The sequence below is a fragment of the Trinickia mobilis genome, from assembly GCF_017315705.1.
In the GTDB taxonomy this organism is placed as follows: Bacteria; Pseudomonadota; Gammaproteobacteria; order Burkholderiales; family Burkholderiaceae; genus Trinickia_A; species Trinickia_A mobilis.
The window spans coordinates 46,638-62,063 of the sequence record NZ_JAFLRF010000032.1 but is presented as its reverse complement, the minus strand read 5'-3'; the positions used below and the strand labels follow the sequence as shown (position 1 = coordinate 62,063).

Genomic DNA, 15,426 nt, shown 5'->3' with positions numbered 1-15,426 from the left:
CCCGAGTCCTCGAGCTCGCCCACGCGGATCACGCAGTCGACGCCTTCCTCGACGATATCGACCTGCCGGTCGGTCAAACCCATCTCGATCCCGATGTCCGGATACCTCGCGAAGAATTCCGGCAGCGCCGGAATGACAGTCGTTCGAGCTATCACCGCCGGCAGGTTCACTTTGAGCTTGCCCTTCGGGTTTAGCTTTGCATTCGAGAGTTCGCTCTCCATGTCGTCGACCTCGGCAAGCACGCTCAGGCATCGCTGGTAGTACATTTCGCCGTCTTCGGAAATGCTGATACTGCGCGTCGTTCGATTCAGGAGTCGGGTGCCGAGATGCGTTTCGAGCGCCTGAACGAGCCGAGAGACGCTCGGCACCGGCAGTTGCAGCGACTCGGCCGCCTTGACGAAACTGCCGGCCTCGACCACGCGCGCAAAGACTTTCATCGCAACGAAGCGGTCCATGATGTTTTCCCCTTGTCCTGTCGTTCGGCGCCGTCGGCTTGCCCGGATTCGACACGAAAATGAGAATAGACCCTATCATTTCCTCGCCACGCTCGCTACGGAAGCGCTGGAAAACCTTGCGTGCATTCCCGGGGGCCAGTCTTGCCAGGTCATCGGCAATCCTTTACGTCGGGCGAACCTGACAGCCCGGCCAAGCTCCGTTGAAATCGATGATCGCGCCGGTAAGGAAGCGGGCTTGGGTGGTCGCGAGGAACCGTATTACCTCGCCGATCTCGTCAGGGCGGCCTAATCGCTGGGCCGGCACGGTTGCCTCGACGTAGGCACGGCCGACCGGATCATCGATGAAGGTGGCACGGGGATAGTACGCTTCGCTGTATAGAAAATTCGGGGCGATCGCGTTGACGGCAATCTCGTGGGGAGCGAGTTCGACCGCCAGGGATCGCACCATGGCGTTCGCCGCCGCTCTCGCAGAGTCGGGGATTGCGCCACCCGGAATTGGGGCATGCGTGCGGCACGAAGTGATCACGATGACGTTGCCCCGTCCCTGCGCTTTCAGATAGGGAATCGCGGCCTGCAACATGGCGAATGGCTCAACGACGAGTACCTCGAACGTATTGCGCAGATCCTCGAGCGAGGCTTTCTCTGACGCAGTTTGTACGGCGGGAACGTGGTCGTTGCTCACGATCGTGTCGAGCCTGCCGGCAACGTTCAGGACGGCGCCCGGCAATCCGGCCGGACTTTCGGCGCGAACATACTCCGCGTATGGATGCAACCGCAGGAACTGTTCGAGGATGGCCTGATCGCTGAATTGCCGGTCGTGAACGAGGACACGAAATCCGGCTTCGCCAAGAGCATCCACTGCTGGAGGCCCCGCATAGCCGGTAGCGTTTGTAACGAGTGCTGCAGGCGTAGAACTTGTGGACATCGGTTTCTCCCAAGGGGTGGCAAGTCAACTCAAGGCGCGGCCGGAAGATCGCGGCCTAGCTTATTCAATGTAAGGCGATCGGGCCGAAAGTTCAGGCCTGCATCTCTTGCACTTTTTTCAATGCAGCGATATCGCGCACGGCACGCACGGAGAATCCAAGTTTTTCGTACACGCGAGCGGCGCCGCTGTTCCCGTCCTTGACGTGAAGAAAGGCCGTATCGCCGCGTTCGACGATCTGCTTCGTGAGCGAGGCGACAAGGACATTGGCATAACCTTTTCCCCGATGATCCGGGTGCGTGCAGACGCCGCTGACTTCCGTGAACCCGTCAAGGCGAACGCGTTCGCCCGCCATCGCAATGAGGGAGGCGTTCTCGTCGAAGATGCCGAGATAGCGCCCGATCGTCACCGTGCGCTCCTCCATCGGTCCGGGCTGCGTCAGGCGTGCCAGGTTCACCATCGCAGCGCCATCGGACAGACAGAGTTCCCTCATCATAGGCGCCGCCGTACCGCTGCTCGGTGCGCGGAAACTCTTGCGCGTGCAGATCATCTGCAGAAACGGATAGCACCACTCGGTTTCCCAGCCGTCCGGCACCGACTCGCTCCTGATGCCGGACAGCCCGATCCTTTCGCCAACCTCCACGATATCGGCAAGTGCTGCCCACGACTCGGTGGTCAGAGGATTTTCGAGTGCTGCCAATGGCGAAATGTCTCGCTGATAGCGCCTCGCTCGACCATCGCCGATGCCGAAATGCCTTTGAGGTCCTGTGAGTGCTTGCCATACTGGATTGTCTAAGAGGTGCATAGTTGTTGTCTCGCAAATTTGCGGAGGACCGACTGCCGCAGCGTCTTGATACGGCCGTATTCTGGTTGCGCTCGGACTTTCGATGAAAGAGGCTGTTTGACCGCCCGTCGGGATTCGTCCAGAAACGCTTTCGCTGGCCGTCGATTGGGATGTGCGCGCGACGGTTTGGGCTGTTGAAAGATCAAACGTCCGCGCGGAACATTTTCGCTGAAGTTCGGGGATGCCGTTAGCGGGGCATATGCTCAACTTCCTGGTATCGGGGGCAATGCCTGGATTGCTGGCCGTGTCATTTCTGATTCCAAGGTTGGGACATTGGTTTCGTCGGCACTTAGAGAGTCGTCAAACTCTAAATCCGGACTCGCCTCCGATCCACGTACAGAGGAGACGATCTTGCTGAACGCGCAAAACGTCGTTCGCTTTCTATTGCAGTGTTCGCCACAAGGGCGGATCGTCTAAACTACAGAATCAACGGACACGGCCATTCCCGCACCGCCACCCCGCCATGGCGCACCTCTTCTTCGCTGCTTCGATTCAGCGGCATATCGCAACGCCCGAGCGCGAGATCGACGCGCGCACGCTCGGCGAAGCGCTCGAGGCCGTCTTCGCCGCACAACCTCGACTGCGCGGCTACATCGTTGACGATCAGGGCTCGCTGCGGCGGCATCTCGCCGTGTTTGTCGACGGCCGGCCGGTGCGTGACCGACAACATCTTTCCGATGCGCTCGGGGAGGAAAGCCGGGTTTACGTCGTACAGGCGCTGTCGAGCGGATAAGGAGACACTCGATATGAGCGATCGATTGCTTGTCGCAACCCGCAAGGGGCTGTTCGTTCTGCAAGCCGACGGCGAGGGCGGCTGGAGGCTTGGTGAGCCGTATTTCGCCGGCGAGCCGGTGAGCATGGTGCTGCCTGATCCGCGCGACGGATCGCTGTATGCCGCGCTCAATCTCGGCCACTTCGGCGTGAAGCTGCATCGCCGGCGCGCGGGCATGGAGGATTGGGAAGAGTGCGCGGTTCCCGTCTATCCGCCGCAGCCCGCCGACGAGACGCGTACCGGCGGCGGCGCGAACGCGAGCACGAACGCGAGTGCAGACACCAGCGCGGACAATGCGAGCGCCGCCGCGCCCAGCCCGCCGCACCCTCCCTGGACGCTTCAGCAAATCTGGTCGCTCGAAACCGGCGGCCCGGACGAGCCGGGTGTCTTGTGGGCCGGCACGATTCCCGGCGGGCTCTTCCGTTCCGACGATGGCGGCGACACCTGGGTGCTCAACCGTGCGCTGTGGGATCGCCCGGAGCGCCGCGAATGGTTCGGCGGCGGCTACGACGCGCCGGGCATCCATTCCGTGATGGTCGATCCGCGCGACAGCCGGCACGTGACGATCGGCGTGTCGTGCGGCGGCGTCTGGCAAACCGCCGACGGCGGCGCGGCCTGGCGCGTGAGTGCCGAGGGCATGGAGGCCGACTACATGCCGCCGGAGCGGCGCGGCGATGCCAACGTGCAAGACCCGCACCGCGTCGTGCAATGCGCGGCAAACCCGGACGCGCTGTGGACGCAGCACCACTGCGCGATCTTCCGCTCGACCGACGGCGCGGCGCACTGGCAGCGGATCGAAGCGCAGCCATCGAGCTTCGGCTTCGCGGTTGCCGTGCATCCGCGCGAGCCGGACACCGCATGGTTCGTGCCCGCCGTGAAGGACCAGTGCCGGATCCCGGTGGACGGCCAGTTCGTCGTCACGCGCACACGCGACGGCGGCCGCACGTTCGAGCGTTTCTCGAACGGCTTGCCGCCTGCACCGGCGTATGACCTCGTGTATCGGCACGGGCTCGCTGTAGATGACTCCGGCACGCGCCTCGCGTTGGGGTCGACCACTGGCGCACTATGGACGTCCGACGACGGCGGCGAAAGCTGGCGTTTGATTTCAGCGCATTTGCCGCCGGTTTATTGTGTTCGGTTCGGATGAGGGCACGTCAGGACTGCTAACGATCAAGACCTCCGGCGTCGAGCGTGCGCGCATCGATCGTCTTGATCGCGCTTTCGCAAGCAGGGGCTCCCGTCTTCAGATGGACCACGAGATCATAAGTTGTGGAAGGGCGCGTCAGCATCAGGCATGTGGCGTCTCTCTCCGTCACACGGGTGGCGTGCCAGATGTTCGGCCGCATGCAAAGACCTTTGCCGACTGGAATTTCGAACGCGCGCAGCGAATTCAAGTCCGGCTCGCCATCTTCCAACGAGGTCGCGACGATATGGATGACGGGTGCCGTCAGCGGGACGATGGCCTGCTGCGTCAGGCGATGCGTCTCGAGCGACGTGATGTTTTCGTCACGATTCCGGTAAGCGACCCAGAGAATTTCCGTTTCACCTGACGTGCCGGTGTCGAACAGATGTTCACGCCAGAAATCCGAGGGTGGGCTGACGAACGACGGCGCGTCACCGTCGGTGCAGACGGGCTTGCCGAGCATCCAGCCATAAGGTTCACAGCGATTCGCATCGAGGGGTTCTACCGTAATGGAAAGTGCGGTCGGCATATCGGGATACTTGTGTGGATGACGGGACGGATCAGACGCACGAGTCAGCGTCGGTCGGCGGGAACAGTGCGAACTCAGGCCCATGCTTCAGGCTGAAGTCGAGCACGATGTTGAGCGCGAGCCGTGTGATGGACTCGGCAAGCAGGCTGTCGGGCGTACGTCGGAACGCGGCGACAAGCGGCAACGCGGGTACCCGGTGCGTCACTTGCAGCAGCTGCAGTTGACCTGCTTCGAGTTCGCGCATGACGAATGCAGGAGGCAGCACGGCAATGCCGAATCCGTCCATCACGAGCCGGATGATGGCTGCCACCGACGACAGGCAGTTGATTTGCACCTGGACATCTCCGCTGGCAGCGAACAACCCCGTCAGAAACTCGTGCGGCGGCGAATGACGCGCAAAGCTGATCACGGGGTAGGCGGCCAGCTCGGTCTCCGTCAACGCCTGTGCGGACAGATTGAGCGCCGGGCTTGCCATCCAGCGCATCGGAAAACTGCCGAGCGGGACATTCGTCATGTCCGAACCGGCGACGCTCGTCGTCTGAAAAGACACATCGATGTGGCCGCTCGTCAGTTGAGTGGACAGATTGGCGGACGTGTCGCTGGTCAGCTCGATCACGAGATTCGGATAGTCCTCCCGGATGTGCTTGAGAAGATCCGGCAACCACGTATGAACGATCGATTCGATCGCGCCCAGCCGCAGCAACCCCGAAACGTTCGAGCGATCGCCGACGCTCGCGAGCATCGCCTGATTCAGCTTCAGCATCTGCTCGGCAAAGGACAATGCCTTCGTGCCCTCCTGCGTGAGCGTCGCTTCCTTGGGACCGCGTTCGAAGAGGCGCACGCCGAGTTCCTGCTCCAGCGCCGAAATGCGGCTGGAAATCGCCGCTTGCGTCGCGTGCAGGCGCTCTGCCGTCAGACGAAAGCTGCGCAGTCGTGCCAGCCAGACAAACGTTTCCAGAAAGCGCAAGTTCATACAGAACTCTGACAAGGCAAGCAGGAATGGCTCAGTGTAGCGTCCCGTCCCGTCCCGCGTGACAAGAAAATTTTTCTCCGCGCGACAACTTTAATTTGTTGGACACGGGCGCGCCGCGAGCCAAAACTTCGCAACGAATGCCGATGCCGCGTAGGGAATCGGCGCTTTGGTGGTCAAGCGAAAGGACGTTGCGATGAATAAAGTGACATGCGAAATCGAAGGCGGTCTACCGATGGAAGTGACGGCGAGCCGGCTCGTGATTGCGGGCTGGGCCGGCCGGGAGAGCGCCGAGGTCGAGCATCATATCCGCGAACTTGAAGCGCTCGGCGTGCGCAGGCCGTCGACCGTGCCGTGCTTCTATGAGGTCGCGCCTGCGTTGCTGACGACGTCGGACAGCATCGAAGTGATCGGCGAGCATTCGTCGGGTGAAGTCGAAGTCGTGCTGATACAGACGGAAGCGGCGGGTTTGCTGGTCGGCATCGGCTCCGATCACACGGACCGCAAGGTCGAAGGCTACGACGTTGCCGTGTCGAAACAGATGTGCGCGAAGCCCATCGGGCGGACGCTCTGGCGTTATGCGGAGGTGGCGGCGCATTGGGATGCGTTGATCGCGCGCAGCTGGCGCATCGATTCGAATGGCGCGCGCGTTCTCTATCAGGAGGGCACGCTTGCGCGGCTGATGCATCCGGAGCCGTTGATCCGGCGCGCGTTCGGCGCAGCTTCGATGATTCCGGAAACGGTGCTCTTTTGCGGCACGCAGCCCGTGCTCGGCTCGCTGATGTCCGCGCGCGCGTACGAACTGGAGCTGCACGATCCCGTCCTCGGGCGCAGCCTCCGGCACCGCTATTCGGTCGACGCGCTCGCGCATGCGGAGTGACGGCAATGCGCACTATCCGTCAATCAGGCAAGGCGCTCGCAACGAGGACCGTATCGGCGGGGGAATTGCTCGACGCCAGCCTCGAGGCCATCGATGCCGACTTCGCGCGAGGGGGGGCGGCCTATACGCATGTCGACCGGTCGGCGGCGCGCGAGGCGGCCGCGAGCAGCGACGCATTCCGCGATCGCGGTTATGTGCCTTCCGCGCTGGCAGGCGTGCCGATTTCCGTGAAAGACCTGTTCGACATCAAGGACCAGGTGACGACGGCGGGCTCGCGGATCTTGCGCGACGCCGCGCCCGCGGTTCGCGACGCGGCTGCGATCGCGCGTCTGCGCGAGGCGGGGGCCGTGTTCGCCGGCCGCACGAACATGAGTGAGTTCGCGTTCTCCGGCCTGGGCTTGAATCCGCACTTCGGAACGCCGGCGAATCCTATCGACCCGGCCCTTGTGGCGGGCGGTTCGAGCTCCGGAGCGGCGACCTCCGTCGCGCTCGGACATGTTGTCGCGGCGCTCGGCACCGACACGGGCGGTTCGGTCCGCATTCCCGCCGCATTTTGCGGGCTGGTCGGCTTCAAGCCGACCGCGCGGCGCGTGCCGCTTGACGGCATTGTGCCGCTGTCGGCGTCGTTCGATTCGATCGGGCCCATCGCGCGAAGCGTCGACTGTTGCGCGCTCATCGACGGTGTCATTTCAGGGCAGTCGCTCGATACGGTGCCGCGCGCGCTCGCAGCATTGCGGTTCGGCGTCACGTCGGACTATGTATCGGACGATCTGGACGAGACCGTGAGCACGGCGTTCAACCGGACGCTCGGCATGCTGAGGCGCGCGGGCGCGTCGGTCGAGAGCTTCGCGTTCCCCGAGCTGCACGAGGTTGCCGGTCGTTTCCCGCTCGCGGGCATCACCGCGGCGCAGGCGTGGGCGTGGCATCGCGAGCACGTCGCGCGCCGTGCCGATAGTTACGACCCGCGCGTGCTCAAGCGGCTGCGTGTCGGGGAAGCGCGCAGCGCGGCCGACTATATCCATCTGCTTGCCGCACGCGAGCGCTTCGTGCGCGACGCAAGAGCCAGGCTCGCAAGATTCGATGCATGGCTGATGCCGACAGTCGCGATCGTGCCGCCCGCGATTGCCGAAATCGAACATGACGACGGGGCTTTTTTTGCTGCGAACGCGAAGGTGCTGCGCAATCCCAGCATCGTGAACTTCATGGACGGTTGCGCGGTGACGCTCCCTTGCCATCGCGAAGACGAACTGCCTGTCGGCCTGTCGATCTGCGGACCGGCGCTCGCCGACGCGTCGATTCTTGCCGTGGCGCGCAGCGTCGAAGCGTTGTTGCAGGCGAGCGCGTTCGCCGTGCCGGCATAAGGTTTGTTTATCGCCGGCAAAAAGAATTTGTCGTTGGACGCGCATTTACGGCGAACGAATACTGGCTTTCAGGCGCAGCGATATCGACAGCGCGCCCTTTCAACCTTCATTACCGAAGTGAGGCAGCTCGTGAATCCTACTTTCCGCTCTTTTCGCTCGATAGCCGGCGTCGTTGCACTGGCCGCCATTCAGACGTCTGTGTATGCTGCCGACGGTTCTCCTGCCGTGGTGCTGATCGGTCACGCCGCGCCGCTCACCGGCCAGCTCGCCAACATGGGCAAGGATAGCGAGAATGCGGCGCGTCTTGCCATCGACGAAATCAACAGCCGGCACCCGGTTATCGGCGGCAAGCCGGTGCGCCTGCAACTGGACTCGCAGGACGATGCCGCTGACCCGCGCACGGGGACCCAGGTCGCTCAGAAACTGGTCGACGAAGGCGTGGTGGCCGTGGTTGGCGACATCAATTCCGGCGTGTCGATTCCTGCATCGCGCATCTATAGCGAAGCACACGTGGCGCAGATTTCCCAGGGTTCGACGAACCCCGCATTCACTCAGCAGGGCTACAAGACGACGTTTCGCGTGGTCGCGACCGACGCATTGCAGGGACCGGCCCTCGCGCGCTACGCGCTTAACTCGTTGCACGCGAAACGTTTTGCCGTGGTCGACGATTCGACGGCTTACGGGCAAGGGCTTGCCGACGAATTCGTGAAGGCTGCGACGGCGCACGGCGGCACCATCGTCACGCGCGAAGCGACCAACGACAAGGCAACCGACTTCCGCGCGATTCTCACGAAGATCAAGGGGTTGCGGCCCGACGTGATCATGTACGGCGGTTCGGATGCGACGGCCGGGCCGCTTGTGAAGCAGGCTGCGAACCTTGGCATTACCGCAAGCGTGCTCGGGGGCGACGGCGCATGCACGGACAAGATGGTGAGCCTTGCCGGCGACGCAATCGACAACGTCGTGTGTTCCGAAGCAGGACTTGCGCTCTCGAAGATGCCGAAAGGGCAAGAATTCGAGCGACGCTATACCGCTCGCTACAAGGTACCGATCGATGCGTATGCACCGTTCGCCTACGACGCTGTCTACGTGATCTACGACGCGATGAAGCGTGCCGATTCGACCGAGCGCGCCAACGTCCTGGCTGCGATGCCCGGCACGCAGTACGACGGTGTGATTGGAAGAATCGCGTTCGATTCGCACGGCGATTTGAAAGACGCCGCCATCACGATTTACCAGTTCAAGGACAAGAAGAAAACGGTGATGGACGTTATCAGAATGTAGGACAGCGCCTGAGACCGGCACCTTGTCGAGCGCGGTCTCGATTCGTCGAGCGGGCCGGCTTAGGCTTGTTGTTGGTCTGTGCGCGCCTAGGGCCTGTTATTAGCGTGAACAGGCCCTAGTGTCCTAGTGCGAATGCGCGGGCACCTCTGCGCCGCGGCAGCCCACCAGGAAATCGAAGTCGCAGCCTTCGTCGGCTTGCAGCACGTGCTCGACGTAGAGCTGTCCGTAGCCGCTCGTTTCGCTTGGCTTGCGCGCTTGCGCTTGCTTCCAGCCGGCGAGGCGTGCACTCATTTCCTCGTCGCCGATGTCGATGTGCAAGCGCCCCGCTTCGCAGTCGAGCTCGATCCAGTCGCCGTCGCGCACCACCGCGAGCGGGCCGCCCGCGCGCGCTTCGGGCGCCACGTGCAGCACCACCGTGCCGTATGCAGTGCCGCTCATGCGCGCGTCGGACACGCGCACCATGTCGGTCACGCCTTGCGCCAGCAGCTTCGGCGGCAGCCCCATGTTGCCCACCTCGGCCATGCCCGGATATCCCTTAGGCCCGCAGTTCTTCATCACGAGCACGGAGTTCGCGTCGACCTCGAGCTCCGGGTCGGCGATGCGCTCCTTGTAGTCGTCGAAGTTCTCGAACACCACGGCACGCCCGCGATGCGTCAGTAGCGAAGGCGTTGCCGCCGACGGCTTCAGCACCGCCCCGTTCGGCGCGAGATTGCCTCTTAGGACGCACAGGCCGCCGTCCGGCACGAGCGGTTTTTCCAGCGGCCGGATCACCTCGTCGTTGTAGATCGGCGCTTCTTTGCTGTTCTCCCAGAGCGTGTGGCCGTTGGCGGTCAACGCATCCGGATGCGGCAGCAGTCCCGCCTCGCCGAGCCGCCGCAGCACCGCAGGCAAACCGCCCGCGTAATAAAACTCCTCCATCAGAAAGCGCCCCGAAGGCTGCAAGTCGACGAGCGTCGGCGTGCCGCGTCCGATGCGCGTCCAGTCGTCCAATTGCAGCGCGACGCCGATGCGCCCCGCGATCGCCTTCAAGTGAATCGCCGCGTTGGTCGAGCCGCCGATCGCCGCGTTCACGCGGATCGCGTTCTCGAACGCCCCGCGCGTGAGCAGCTTCGAGAGCCGCAGATCCTCCCGCGCCATCTCGACGATGCGCATCCCCGACAAATGCGCGAGCACGTAGCGGCGCGAGTCGACCGCCGGAATCGCCGCGTTGTGCGGCAGCGTGACGCCGAGCGCCTCGGCCATGCAGGCCATCGTAGAGGCGGTGCCCATCGTGTTGCAGGTGCCCGCCGAGCGCGACATGCCGGCCTCTGCCGACATGAACTCGTGCAGCGTGATCTTGCCCGCCTTCACCTGCTCGCTGAGCTGCCACACCACCGTGCCCGAGCCGATGTCGCGCCCCTGGTGCTTGCCGTTGAGCATGGGCCCGCCCGACACCGCGATCGCGGGCACGTCGCAACTGGCCGCGCCCATCAGGAGCGCGGGCGTGGTCTTGTCGCAACCGACCAACAGCACGACCGCATCGATCGGATTGCCGCGGATCGACTCCTCGACGTCCATGCTCGCGAGATTGCGCGTGAACATCGCGGTCGGGCGCAGGTTCGATTCGCCGTTCGAGAACACCGGGAATTCGACCGGAAAGCCCCCGGCTTCGTACACGCCGCGCTTCACGTGCTCGGCGAGCTGGCGAAAGTGCGCATTGCACGGCGTGAGCTCGGACCACGTATTGCAGATGCCGATGATCGGGCGGCCGTCGAACGCGTGATCGGGGATGCCCTGGTTCTTCATCCAGCTGCGATACATGAAGCCGTTCTTGTCGGCGTTGCCGAACCATTGGGCGGAGCGGAGCTTGCGTTGTTTGTTGGTCATCTTGGAGAGGCTGTCAATCTTTTAATGGTAATACTAAATCGGACGGTTCAAAATCGAGGCACGCGCCTAAAAGCCAAACTTCTAGAGAGGCGGCTGAATGCACCCTGCGCAAGAATATTGGGAAAATCTGCGGAAGTATCACGTGATTGCGATAAGGTCGCATAGTAATAGCATTGCTATTAGGCGTGGTGATCTGGGGAAAACGCCAATCGATACCGGCCGAGTCGACAAATATAGTATGTCTATTTGGCGTCGCAGGCATGTCGACCATGCGAGCCCGTACGCAGATCAACCGCCTATCAGGAGCAAGCACCGTGACCCCCTTTGCCCGCCCGTTCTCGGGTGTCTTTCCCGTCGCGCCCACGCCCTTTACCGATTCGGGCGAACTCGATCTGGACGGTCAGCGGCGCGTGATCGACTGCATGGTCGATCAAGGCGTGGACGGCATCTGCATCCTTGCGAACTACTCCGAGCAATTCGTCCTGACCGACGCCGAGCGCGACACGCTCGTGGATCTGTGCCTCGAGCAGACGGCGGGGCGCGTGCCGGTGATGGTGACGTGCAGCCACTTCAGCACGGCCATCGCGAGCACGCGGGCCACACGCGCGGAGGCCGCGGGCGCGAGCCTCGTCATGCTGATGCCGCCTTATCACGGCGCTGCGTTGCGCGCAGACGAGCAATCGATGTTCGATCATTTCGCGCGCGTGGCCGAGGCGGCCGGCGTGCCGGTCATGGTGCAAGACGCGCCGCTTTCCGGCGTGACGCTCTCCGTGCCGTTTCTCGCGCGGCTCGCCCGCGAATTGCCGCTCGTGCGCTACTTCAAAATCGAAGTGCCGCAAGCCGCGGCGAAGCTGCGCGCGTTGATCGCGGCGGGCGGCGACGCGATCGAAGGTCCGTTCGACGGCGAAGAGGCCATCACGCTGCTGCCCGATCTCGACGCGGGCGCGACGGGCACGATGCCGAGCGCGCTGCTGCCCGACCTGATTCGCCCCGTGTTCGACGCGCATCGCGCAGGCGAACGCGATAAGGCGCGCGCGGGCTACGCGCGCATTCTCCCGCTCATCAACTATGAAAACCGCCAATGCGGCTTGCGCGCGGCGAAGACCGTCATGAAAGAGGGCGGCGTGATCAAGAGCGATGCCGTGCGGCATCCGCTCGAAGCGCTCGCGCCGGCCACGCGCGCCGAACTGCTCGAGCTGGCACGCGAGGCGAATCCGCTCGCGCTGCGCTGGGGCTGCTGATGAGGACCCCCACGCTCACTTCGTTCGCTGCCCCCCGAGGGGGCCGTCAGTCCGCTTGGGGCGGCCCGGCGCGTACTGACATGAAAAAGATTTCGCTGGGACTCGTCGGTGTCGGCAAGATCGCGCGCGATCAGCACCTGCCCGCAATCGCCGTGCACGAGGGCTTCGAATTGGTCGCCTGCGCGAGCCGGAACGCGCAGGTCGAGGGCGCGCGCAACTACACGACCATCGAAGCGATGCTCGCCGCCGAGCCGGAACTCGAAGCCGTATCGCTGTGCGCGCCGCCGCAGGTGCGTTTCGCGCAGGCTCGCGCGGCGTTGAAGGCCGGCCTGCACGTCATGCTCGAAAAGCCGCCGGGCGCGAGCCTCAACGAAGTCGAAGTCCTGCGGGCCCACGCGCTTGCCGCCGGCCGCACGCTCTTCGCGAGCTGGCATTCGCGTCACGCTCCCGCCGTCGAAGTGGCGCGCGCGTGGCTTGCGGCACGCGAGATCCGTTCGGTCGACGTGCGCTGGAAGGAAGACGTGCGTCGCTGGCACCCCGGGCAGGCCTGGATCTGGGAGCCGGGCGGCCTGGGCGTGTTCGATCCGGGCATCAACGCGCTTTCGATCGCGACGCGCATCTTGCCGCGCGAGATCGTCCTCACGGAAGCATCGCTTTTCACGCCGGCCAACCTGCAGACGCCGATCGCCGCCGACCTCAAGTTCGTCGACGAAGAAGGCGTGCCGGTCCGCGCGGGCTTCGATTGGCGGCACGGCCCGCGCGAGCAGTGGGAAATCGAAGTGCGGACGGACCGCGGTACGCTCTTGATCGTCGCGGGCGGCAAGCATCTCGAGATCGGCGGGGTGCCGGTCGAGATCGGTCCCGAGCGCGAATACCCCGCACTTTACGACCACTGGCGGCAATTGATCGAACGCGGCGAGAGCGATGTCGACGTGCGGCCGCTTCGGCTCGTCGCCGACGCCTTCATGCTCGGCCGCAAATACGAAGTCGAGCCGTTCGTCGAATGAATCGAATGGTTAGGATTCCGTTGGATAACGCATTAACCACACGCGGCCGCTAAGGACCATATTCGGTCTGGCGATCTCCGGCGAGATGAAGCGGCGCGGCTGGAACCCCGATGAAGTGGGCGCCGTTCGCATCATCGACTACGAACTGCCGAAGACGCAGGCCACGCCCGATCAATTGATCAAGCTGACTTTGCCGCAGTGAGTGCAGTGCGCGGATCAACACGGTTCAACATGCCGGCGTACCGCAACGAATGAGAGGAACCATGCAACAACCTCAAGCCCTATCGCAGCGCGGCGCGGGTGTAGTCGAGCGAGTCGCTTTGGAATGCAAATCGATCGTTTTGATGGCCATTTTCTGGCGCTCCGCTCGCTGCTGGGCGGCGGCTGGCGTCGATTGCCTGGGAGAATCGCGAAAGGTGAGGGAATTCGGGAGCCGCGTCTCGCAACGCTTTCGATTGGCACCGGAGACCGAAATTCGCCGCGTTTTCAGGCGGAAAAGCAGGTCCGGCCAATCGATATCCTTCGCCGCGCGGTACGTAAGGTGAGAGTTTTCGGGAGTATTCCGAGAGGGCGGTTTCTGCAATCCGATAACGGGATGGCTGGATTCGAACACTGTCCCAACGCAGTGCGCTGTCGTTATGCGGCTCTTTGGATTTTGATGGATGTGTTGACGCGCACGCTGAACACAGCACGCTTAGAGCGCGCCGTATTCAGCGTGCGCCGACGGCACCGCGAAGCAATGAAATCGCGCAACGGGTGCAACGATCTCATCGGCCTGCCGTTCTAGGCTACTGCGCCGCCGCGAGCTTCACACCAGGACGCAACCCTTGCGAACTCTCTTGCTGCCCCTTGCGCTGATCGGACACCTGCTCGATGCCCTTTTTCGTGACTTCTTCGAGGAAGGTCAAGCGGGCGCGATAGTAATCCGCGTGCATTTGTGCGTCGAGAACGCGCTGCTCGGCCTGAAACAGTTCCATGCGCAATTCGTTCAACGCTCGTTCCGCCTGTTTCTCGGGAGTCGGTGCGTGATTTGAAGCCCAGTTTGCGATCCACCGCAGCATGATGAAGCCCTCCTGTACGCAGATGCTCTTGCTCTGATGTGAAAACGGTTTCCTGCCGCATTCGCTCAGCAACCGGTCCGGAACATCAGCTCGATTAAGGCTAACAAAATCTAGACTTTGCTTGTGTGACTTTCACCACATGTTGCGAAACCGACGCACCGCTGAATTTACTTATTGGATTTGTCGCGGCCGTTATGCAAGATCGTCTGGAGTGGGGTATCTGCATTGTTTTATAGGCGATTGTCAGGTCAAGCAATAACCCGGTTGACACTAATTGACGACTGCCGATAAACGACTTTCGATTTTTGAAATTTTGTGGGCCTTCGTTATCGATGCGCGGCAGAAATTTCAAAGATGAACGTGCGCAGATAACCGCATTGTTCATAGATGCACCGTGCCGGCGCAATGCGGCTGCCCATATACCGGCTGAGCACGTAACCAGCGTAAGGTGAGGCTTTTCGGGAGCGCGCAGCATTGGCGCTCACGGTGAGTTCGGGTCGCACGGTGCTCGCACCTTACCTGTGCTCGACGCTGATCAACCGCGCGTCGAGCCGCCTCGCCAGGCCGGCTCCGCCTTCGCGCATCACGGCATCGTGATTCCATTGGAACACGGGTCTTGCCAACGGCGCCAATGCATTCATCCACGCGCGGGTGGTCCGCACACGCCAGTCGTAGCGAATCACGCTGATGCCGCGGTCCGTCGAGAAGCGCCAGCAACCGGTGCCTTCCACATCGCCGCTCGCTTCGCCTTCGAGCGCGACAAGCGGCTCGATGCGCGTCACGCGCATATCGAACACGAGCCGGTACGGCAGGCGGCCTTTCCACGTATAGCGTTGGATCGCGCCGACGCCTTCGCCGGAACCCGTTTCGATCTCGGCCACACCTTCGACGTTCTTCCACCACTCGGGCCAGTGCGCCGAGTCGTGGATCGCCGCCCATACGGCGGCCACCGGCGCGTCGATGCGCCAGATCGTGATGAACTGAAATTCGGCCACGCGCATAGGGTCTCCGGTTCCAGGGCTTGTTATTAGCGCCCCCAGACCTGGCGTTC

Annotated in this window: 16 protein-coding genes; 8 read left to right on the top strand and 8 right to left on the bottom strand. The window is 63.1% G+C overall.

The genetic code is table 11. The features are described from left to right. The 3 genes from J3489_RS37945 to J3489_RS28830 all read right to left on the bottom strand — a co-directional run. Positions 1 to 455: LysR family transcriptional regulator (locus J3489_RS37945; RefSeq protein WP_242540392.1), on the bottom strand; the 455-nt coding region annotated here is incomplete at its 3' end. Positions 456 to 618: 163 nt separating this feature from the next. Continuing rightward, a complete protein-coding gene (locus J3489_RS28835; RefSeq protein WP_207004080.1) occupies positions 619 to 1,380 on the bottom strand; it encodes an SDR family oxidoreductase in 762 nt (253 codons plus the stop codon). Between the two features lie 91 nt (positions 1,381 to 1,471). Further along, entirely contained in the window at positions 1,472 to 2,182 is a 711-nt protein-coding gene (locus J3489_RS28830; protein ID WP_207004079.1) for a GNAT family N-acetyltransferase, read from the bottom strand. Between the two features lie 502 nt (positions 2,183 to 2,684). Here J3489_RS28830 and J3489_RS28825 point away from each other — a divergent pair. Then, a complete protein-coding gene (locus tag J3489_RS28825) occupies positions 2,685 to 2,954 on the top strand; it encodes a MoaD/ThiS family protein (protein WP_207004078.1) in 270 nt (89 codons plus the stop codon). Positions 2,955 to 2,967: 13 nt separating this feature from the next. Continuing rightward, positions 2,968 to 4,140, top strand: a complete 1,173-nt coding sequence (locus J3489_RS28820) for a WD40/YVTN/BNR-like repeat-containing protein (RefSeq protein WP_207004077.1) — start codon at positions 2,968 to 2,970, stop codon at positions 4,138 to 4,140. A 16-nt stretch (positions 4,141 to 4,156) separates the two neighbouring features. Here J3489_RS28820 and J3489_RS28815 read toward each other — a convergent pair whose 3' ends face one another. Both J3489_RS28815 and J3489_RS28810 read right to left on the bottom strand, forming a co-directional pair. Continuing rightward, positions 4,157 to 4,705 carry an ureidoglycolate lyase gene (locus tag J3489_RS28815; RefSeq protein ID WP_207004076.1) on the bottom strand — a complete coding sequence of 183 codons (549 nt, stop codon included), beginning with the start codon at positions 4,703 to 4,705 and terminating at the stop codon, positions 4,157 to 4,159. 31 nt (positions 4,706 to 4,736) lie between these two features. Then, a complete protein-coding gene (locus J3489_RS28810; protein ID WP_207004071.1) occupies positions 4,737 to 5,678 on the bottom strand; it encodes a LysR family transcriptional regulator in 942 nt (313 codons plus the stop codon). Between the two features lie 193 nt (positions 5,679 to 5,871). On the opposite strand from J3489_RS28810, the gene J3489_RS28805 reads away from it, so the two are divergent. The 3 genes from J3489_RS28805 (at position 5,872) to J3489_RS28795 (ending at position 9,200) form a co-directional block, all read left to right on the top strand. Further along, positions 5,872 to 6,555, top strand: a complete 684-nt coding sequence (locus tag J3489_RS28805) for a DUF2848 domain-containing protein (RefSeq protein ID WP_207004070.1) — start codon at positions 5,872 to 5,874, stop codon at positions 6,553 to 6,555. A gap of 5 nt (positions 6,556 to 6,560) precedes the next feature. After that, positions 6,561 to 7,916, top strand: a complete 1,356-nt coding sequence (locus J3489_RS28800; protein WP_207004069.1) for an amidase — start codon at positions 6,561 to 6,563, stop codon at positions 7,914 to 7,916. Positions 7,917 to 8,075: 159 nt separating this feature from the next. Then, the gene (locus tag J3489_RS28795; RefSeq protein WP_374193499.1) at positions 8,076 to 9,200 is read left to right on the top strand and encodes a branched-chain amino acid ABC transporter substrate-binding protein; all 1,125 of its coding nucleotides are present in this window, start codon (positions 8,076 to 8,078) and stop codon (positions 9,198 to 9,200) included. A gap of 123 nt (positions 9,201 to 9,323) precedes the next feature. Here the strand turns inward: J3489_RS28795 and J3489_RS28790 are convergent, their stop codons facing one another. Beyond that, the gene (locus J3489_RS28790) at positions 9,324 to 11,066 is read right to left on the bottom strand and encodes an IlvD/Edd family dehydratase (protein ID WP_207004068.1); all 1,743 of its coding nucleotides are present in this window, start codon (positions 11,064 to 11,066) and stop codon (positions 9,324 to 9,326) included. 269 nt (positions 11,067 to 11,335) lie between these two features. On the opposite strand from J3489_RS28790, the gene J3489_RS28785 reads away from it, so the two are divergent. The 3 genes from J3489_RS28785 (at position 11,336) to J3489_RS28775 (ending at position 14,101) form a co-directional block, all read left to right on the top strand. After that, positions 11,336 to 12,307 carry a dihydrodipicolinate synthase family protein gene (locus J3489_RS28785; protein ID WP_207004104.1) on the top strand — a complete coding sequence of 324 codons (972 nt, stop codon included), beginning with the start codon at positions 11,336 to 11,338 and terminating at the stop codon, positions 12,305 to 12,307. Positions 12,308 to 12,387: 80 nt separating this feature from the next. Next, positions 12,388 to 13,314, top strand: coding sequence for a Gfo/Idh/MocA family protein (locus J3489_RS28780; RefSeq protein WP_207004062.1), 927 nt, complete (start codon positions 12,388 to 12,390; stop codon positions 13,312 to 13,314). 325 nt (positions 13,315 to 13,639) lie between these two features. Further along, positions 13,640 to 14,101, top strand: a complete 462-nt coding sequence (locus J3489_RS28775; protein ID WP_207004060.1) for a hypothetical protein — start codon at positions 13,640 to 13,642, stop codon at positions 14,099 to 14,101. 1 nt (position 14,102) lies between these two features. On the opposite strand, the gene J3489_RS28770 is transcribed toward J3489_RS28775, so the two are convergent. Both J3489_RS28770 and J3489_RS28765 read right to left on the bottom strand, forming a co-directional pair. After that, the gene (locus J3489_RS28770) at positions 14,103 to 14,375 is read right to left on the bottom strand and encodes a hypothetical protein (RefSeq protein ID WP_207004058.1); all 273 of its coding nucleotides are present in this window, start codon (positions 14,373 to 14,375) and stop codon (positions 14,103 to 14,105) included. Between the two features lie 515 nt (positions 14,376 to 14,890). Further along, positions 14,891 to 15,376 carry an SRPBCC family protein gene (locus J3489_RS28765; protein ID WP_207004055.1) on the bottom strand — a complete coding sequence of 162 codons (486 nt, stop codon included), beginning with the start codon at positions 15,374 to 15,376 and terminating at the stop codon, positions 14,891 to 14,893. Between the last annotated feature and the right edge of the window lie 50 nt (positions 15,377 to 15,426).

Bases quoted from the DNA above. Each gene is read 5' to 3' on its own strand.
- J3489_RS28835 (WP_207004080.1), bottom strand. From the start codon at position 1,380: ATGTCCACAAGTTCTACGCCTGCAGCACTCGTTACAAACGCTACCGGC.
- J3489_RS28830 (WP_207004079.1), bottom strand. From the start codon at position 2,182: ATGCACCTCTTAGACAATCCAGTATGGCAAGCACTCACAGGACCTCAA.
- J3489_RS28825 (WP_207004078.1), top strand. From the start codon at position 2,685: ATGGCGCACCTCTTCTTCGCTGCTTCGATTCAGCGGCATATCGCAACG.
- J3489_RS28820 (WP_207004077.1), top strand. From the start codon at position 2,968: ATGAGCGATCGATTGCTTGTCGCAACCCGCAAGGGGCTGTTCGTTCTG.
- J3489_RS28815 (WP_207004076.1), bottom strand. From the start codon at position 4,705: ATGCCGACCGCACTTTCCATTACGGTAGAACCCCTCGATGCGAATCGC.
- J3489_RS28810 (WP_207004071.1), bottom strand. From the start codon at position 5,678: ATGAACTTGCGCTTTCTGGAAACGTTTGTCTGGCTGGCACGACTGCGC.
- J3489_RS28805 (WP_207004070.1), top strand. From the start codon at position 5,872: ATGAATAAAGTGACATGCGAAATCGAAGGCGGTCTACCGATGGAAGTG.
- J3489_RS28800 (WP_207004069.1), top strand. From the start codon at position 6,561: ATGCGCACTATCCGTCAATCAGGCAAGGCGCTCGCAACGAGGACCGTA.
- J3489_RS28790 (WP_207004068.1), bottom strand. From the start codon at position 11,066: ATGACCAACAAACAACGCAAGCTCCGCTCCGCCCAATGGTTCGGCAAC.
- J3489_RS28785 (WP_207004104.1), top strand. From the start codon at position 11,336: ATGCGAGCCCGTACGCAGATCAACCGCCTATCAGGAGCAAGCACCGTG.
- J3489_RS28780 (WP_207004062.1), top strand. From the start codon at position 12,388: ATGAAAAAGATTTCGCTGGGACTCGTCGGTGTCGGCAAGATCGCGCGC.
- J3489_RS28775 (WP_207004060.1), top strand. From the start codon at position 13,640: ATGCAAATCGATCGTTTTGATGGCCATTTTCTGGCGCTCCGCTCGCTG.
- J3489_RS28770 (WP_207004058.1), bottom strand. From the start codon at position 14,375: ATGCTGCGGTGGATCGCAAACTGGGCTTCAAATCACGCACCGACTCCC.
- J3489_RS28765 (WP_207004055.1), bottom strand. From the start codon at position 15,376: ATGCGCGTGGCCGAATTTCAGTTCATCACGATCTGGCGCATCGACGCG.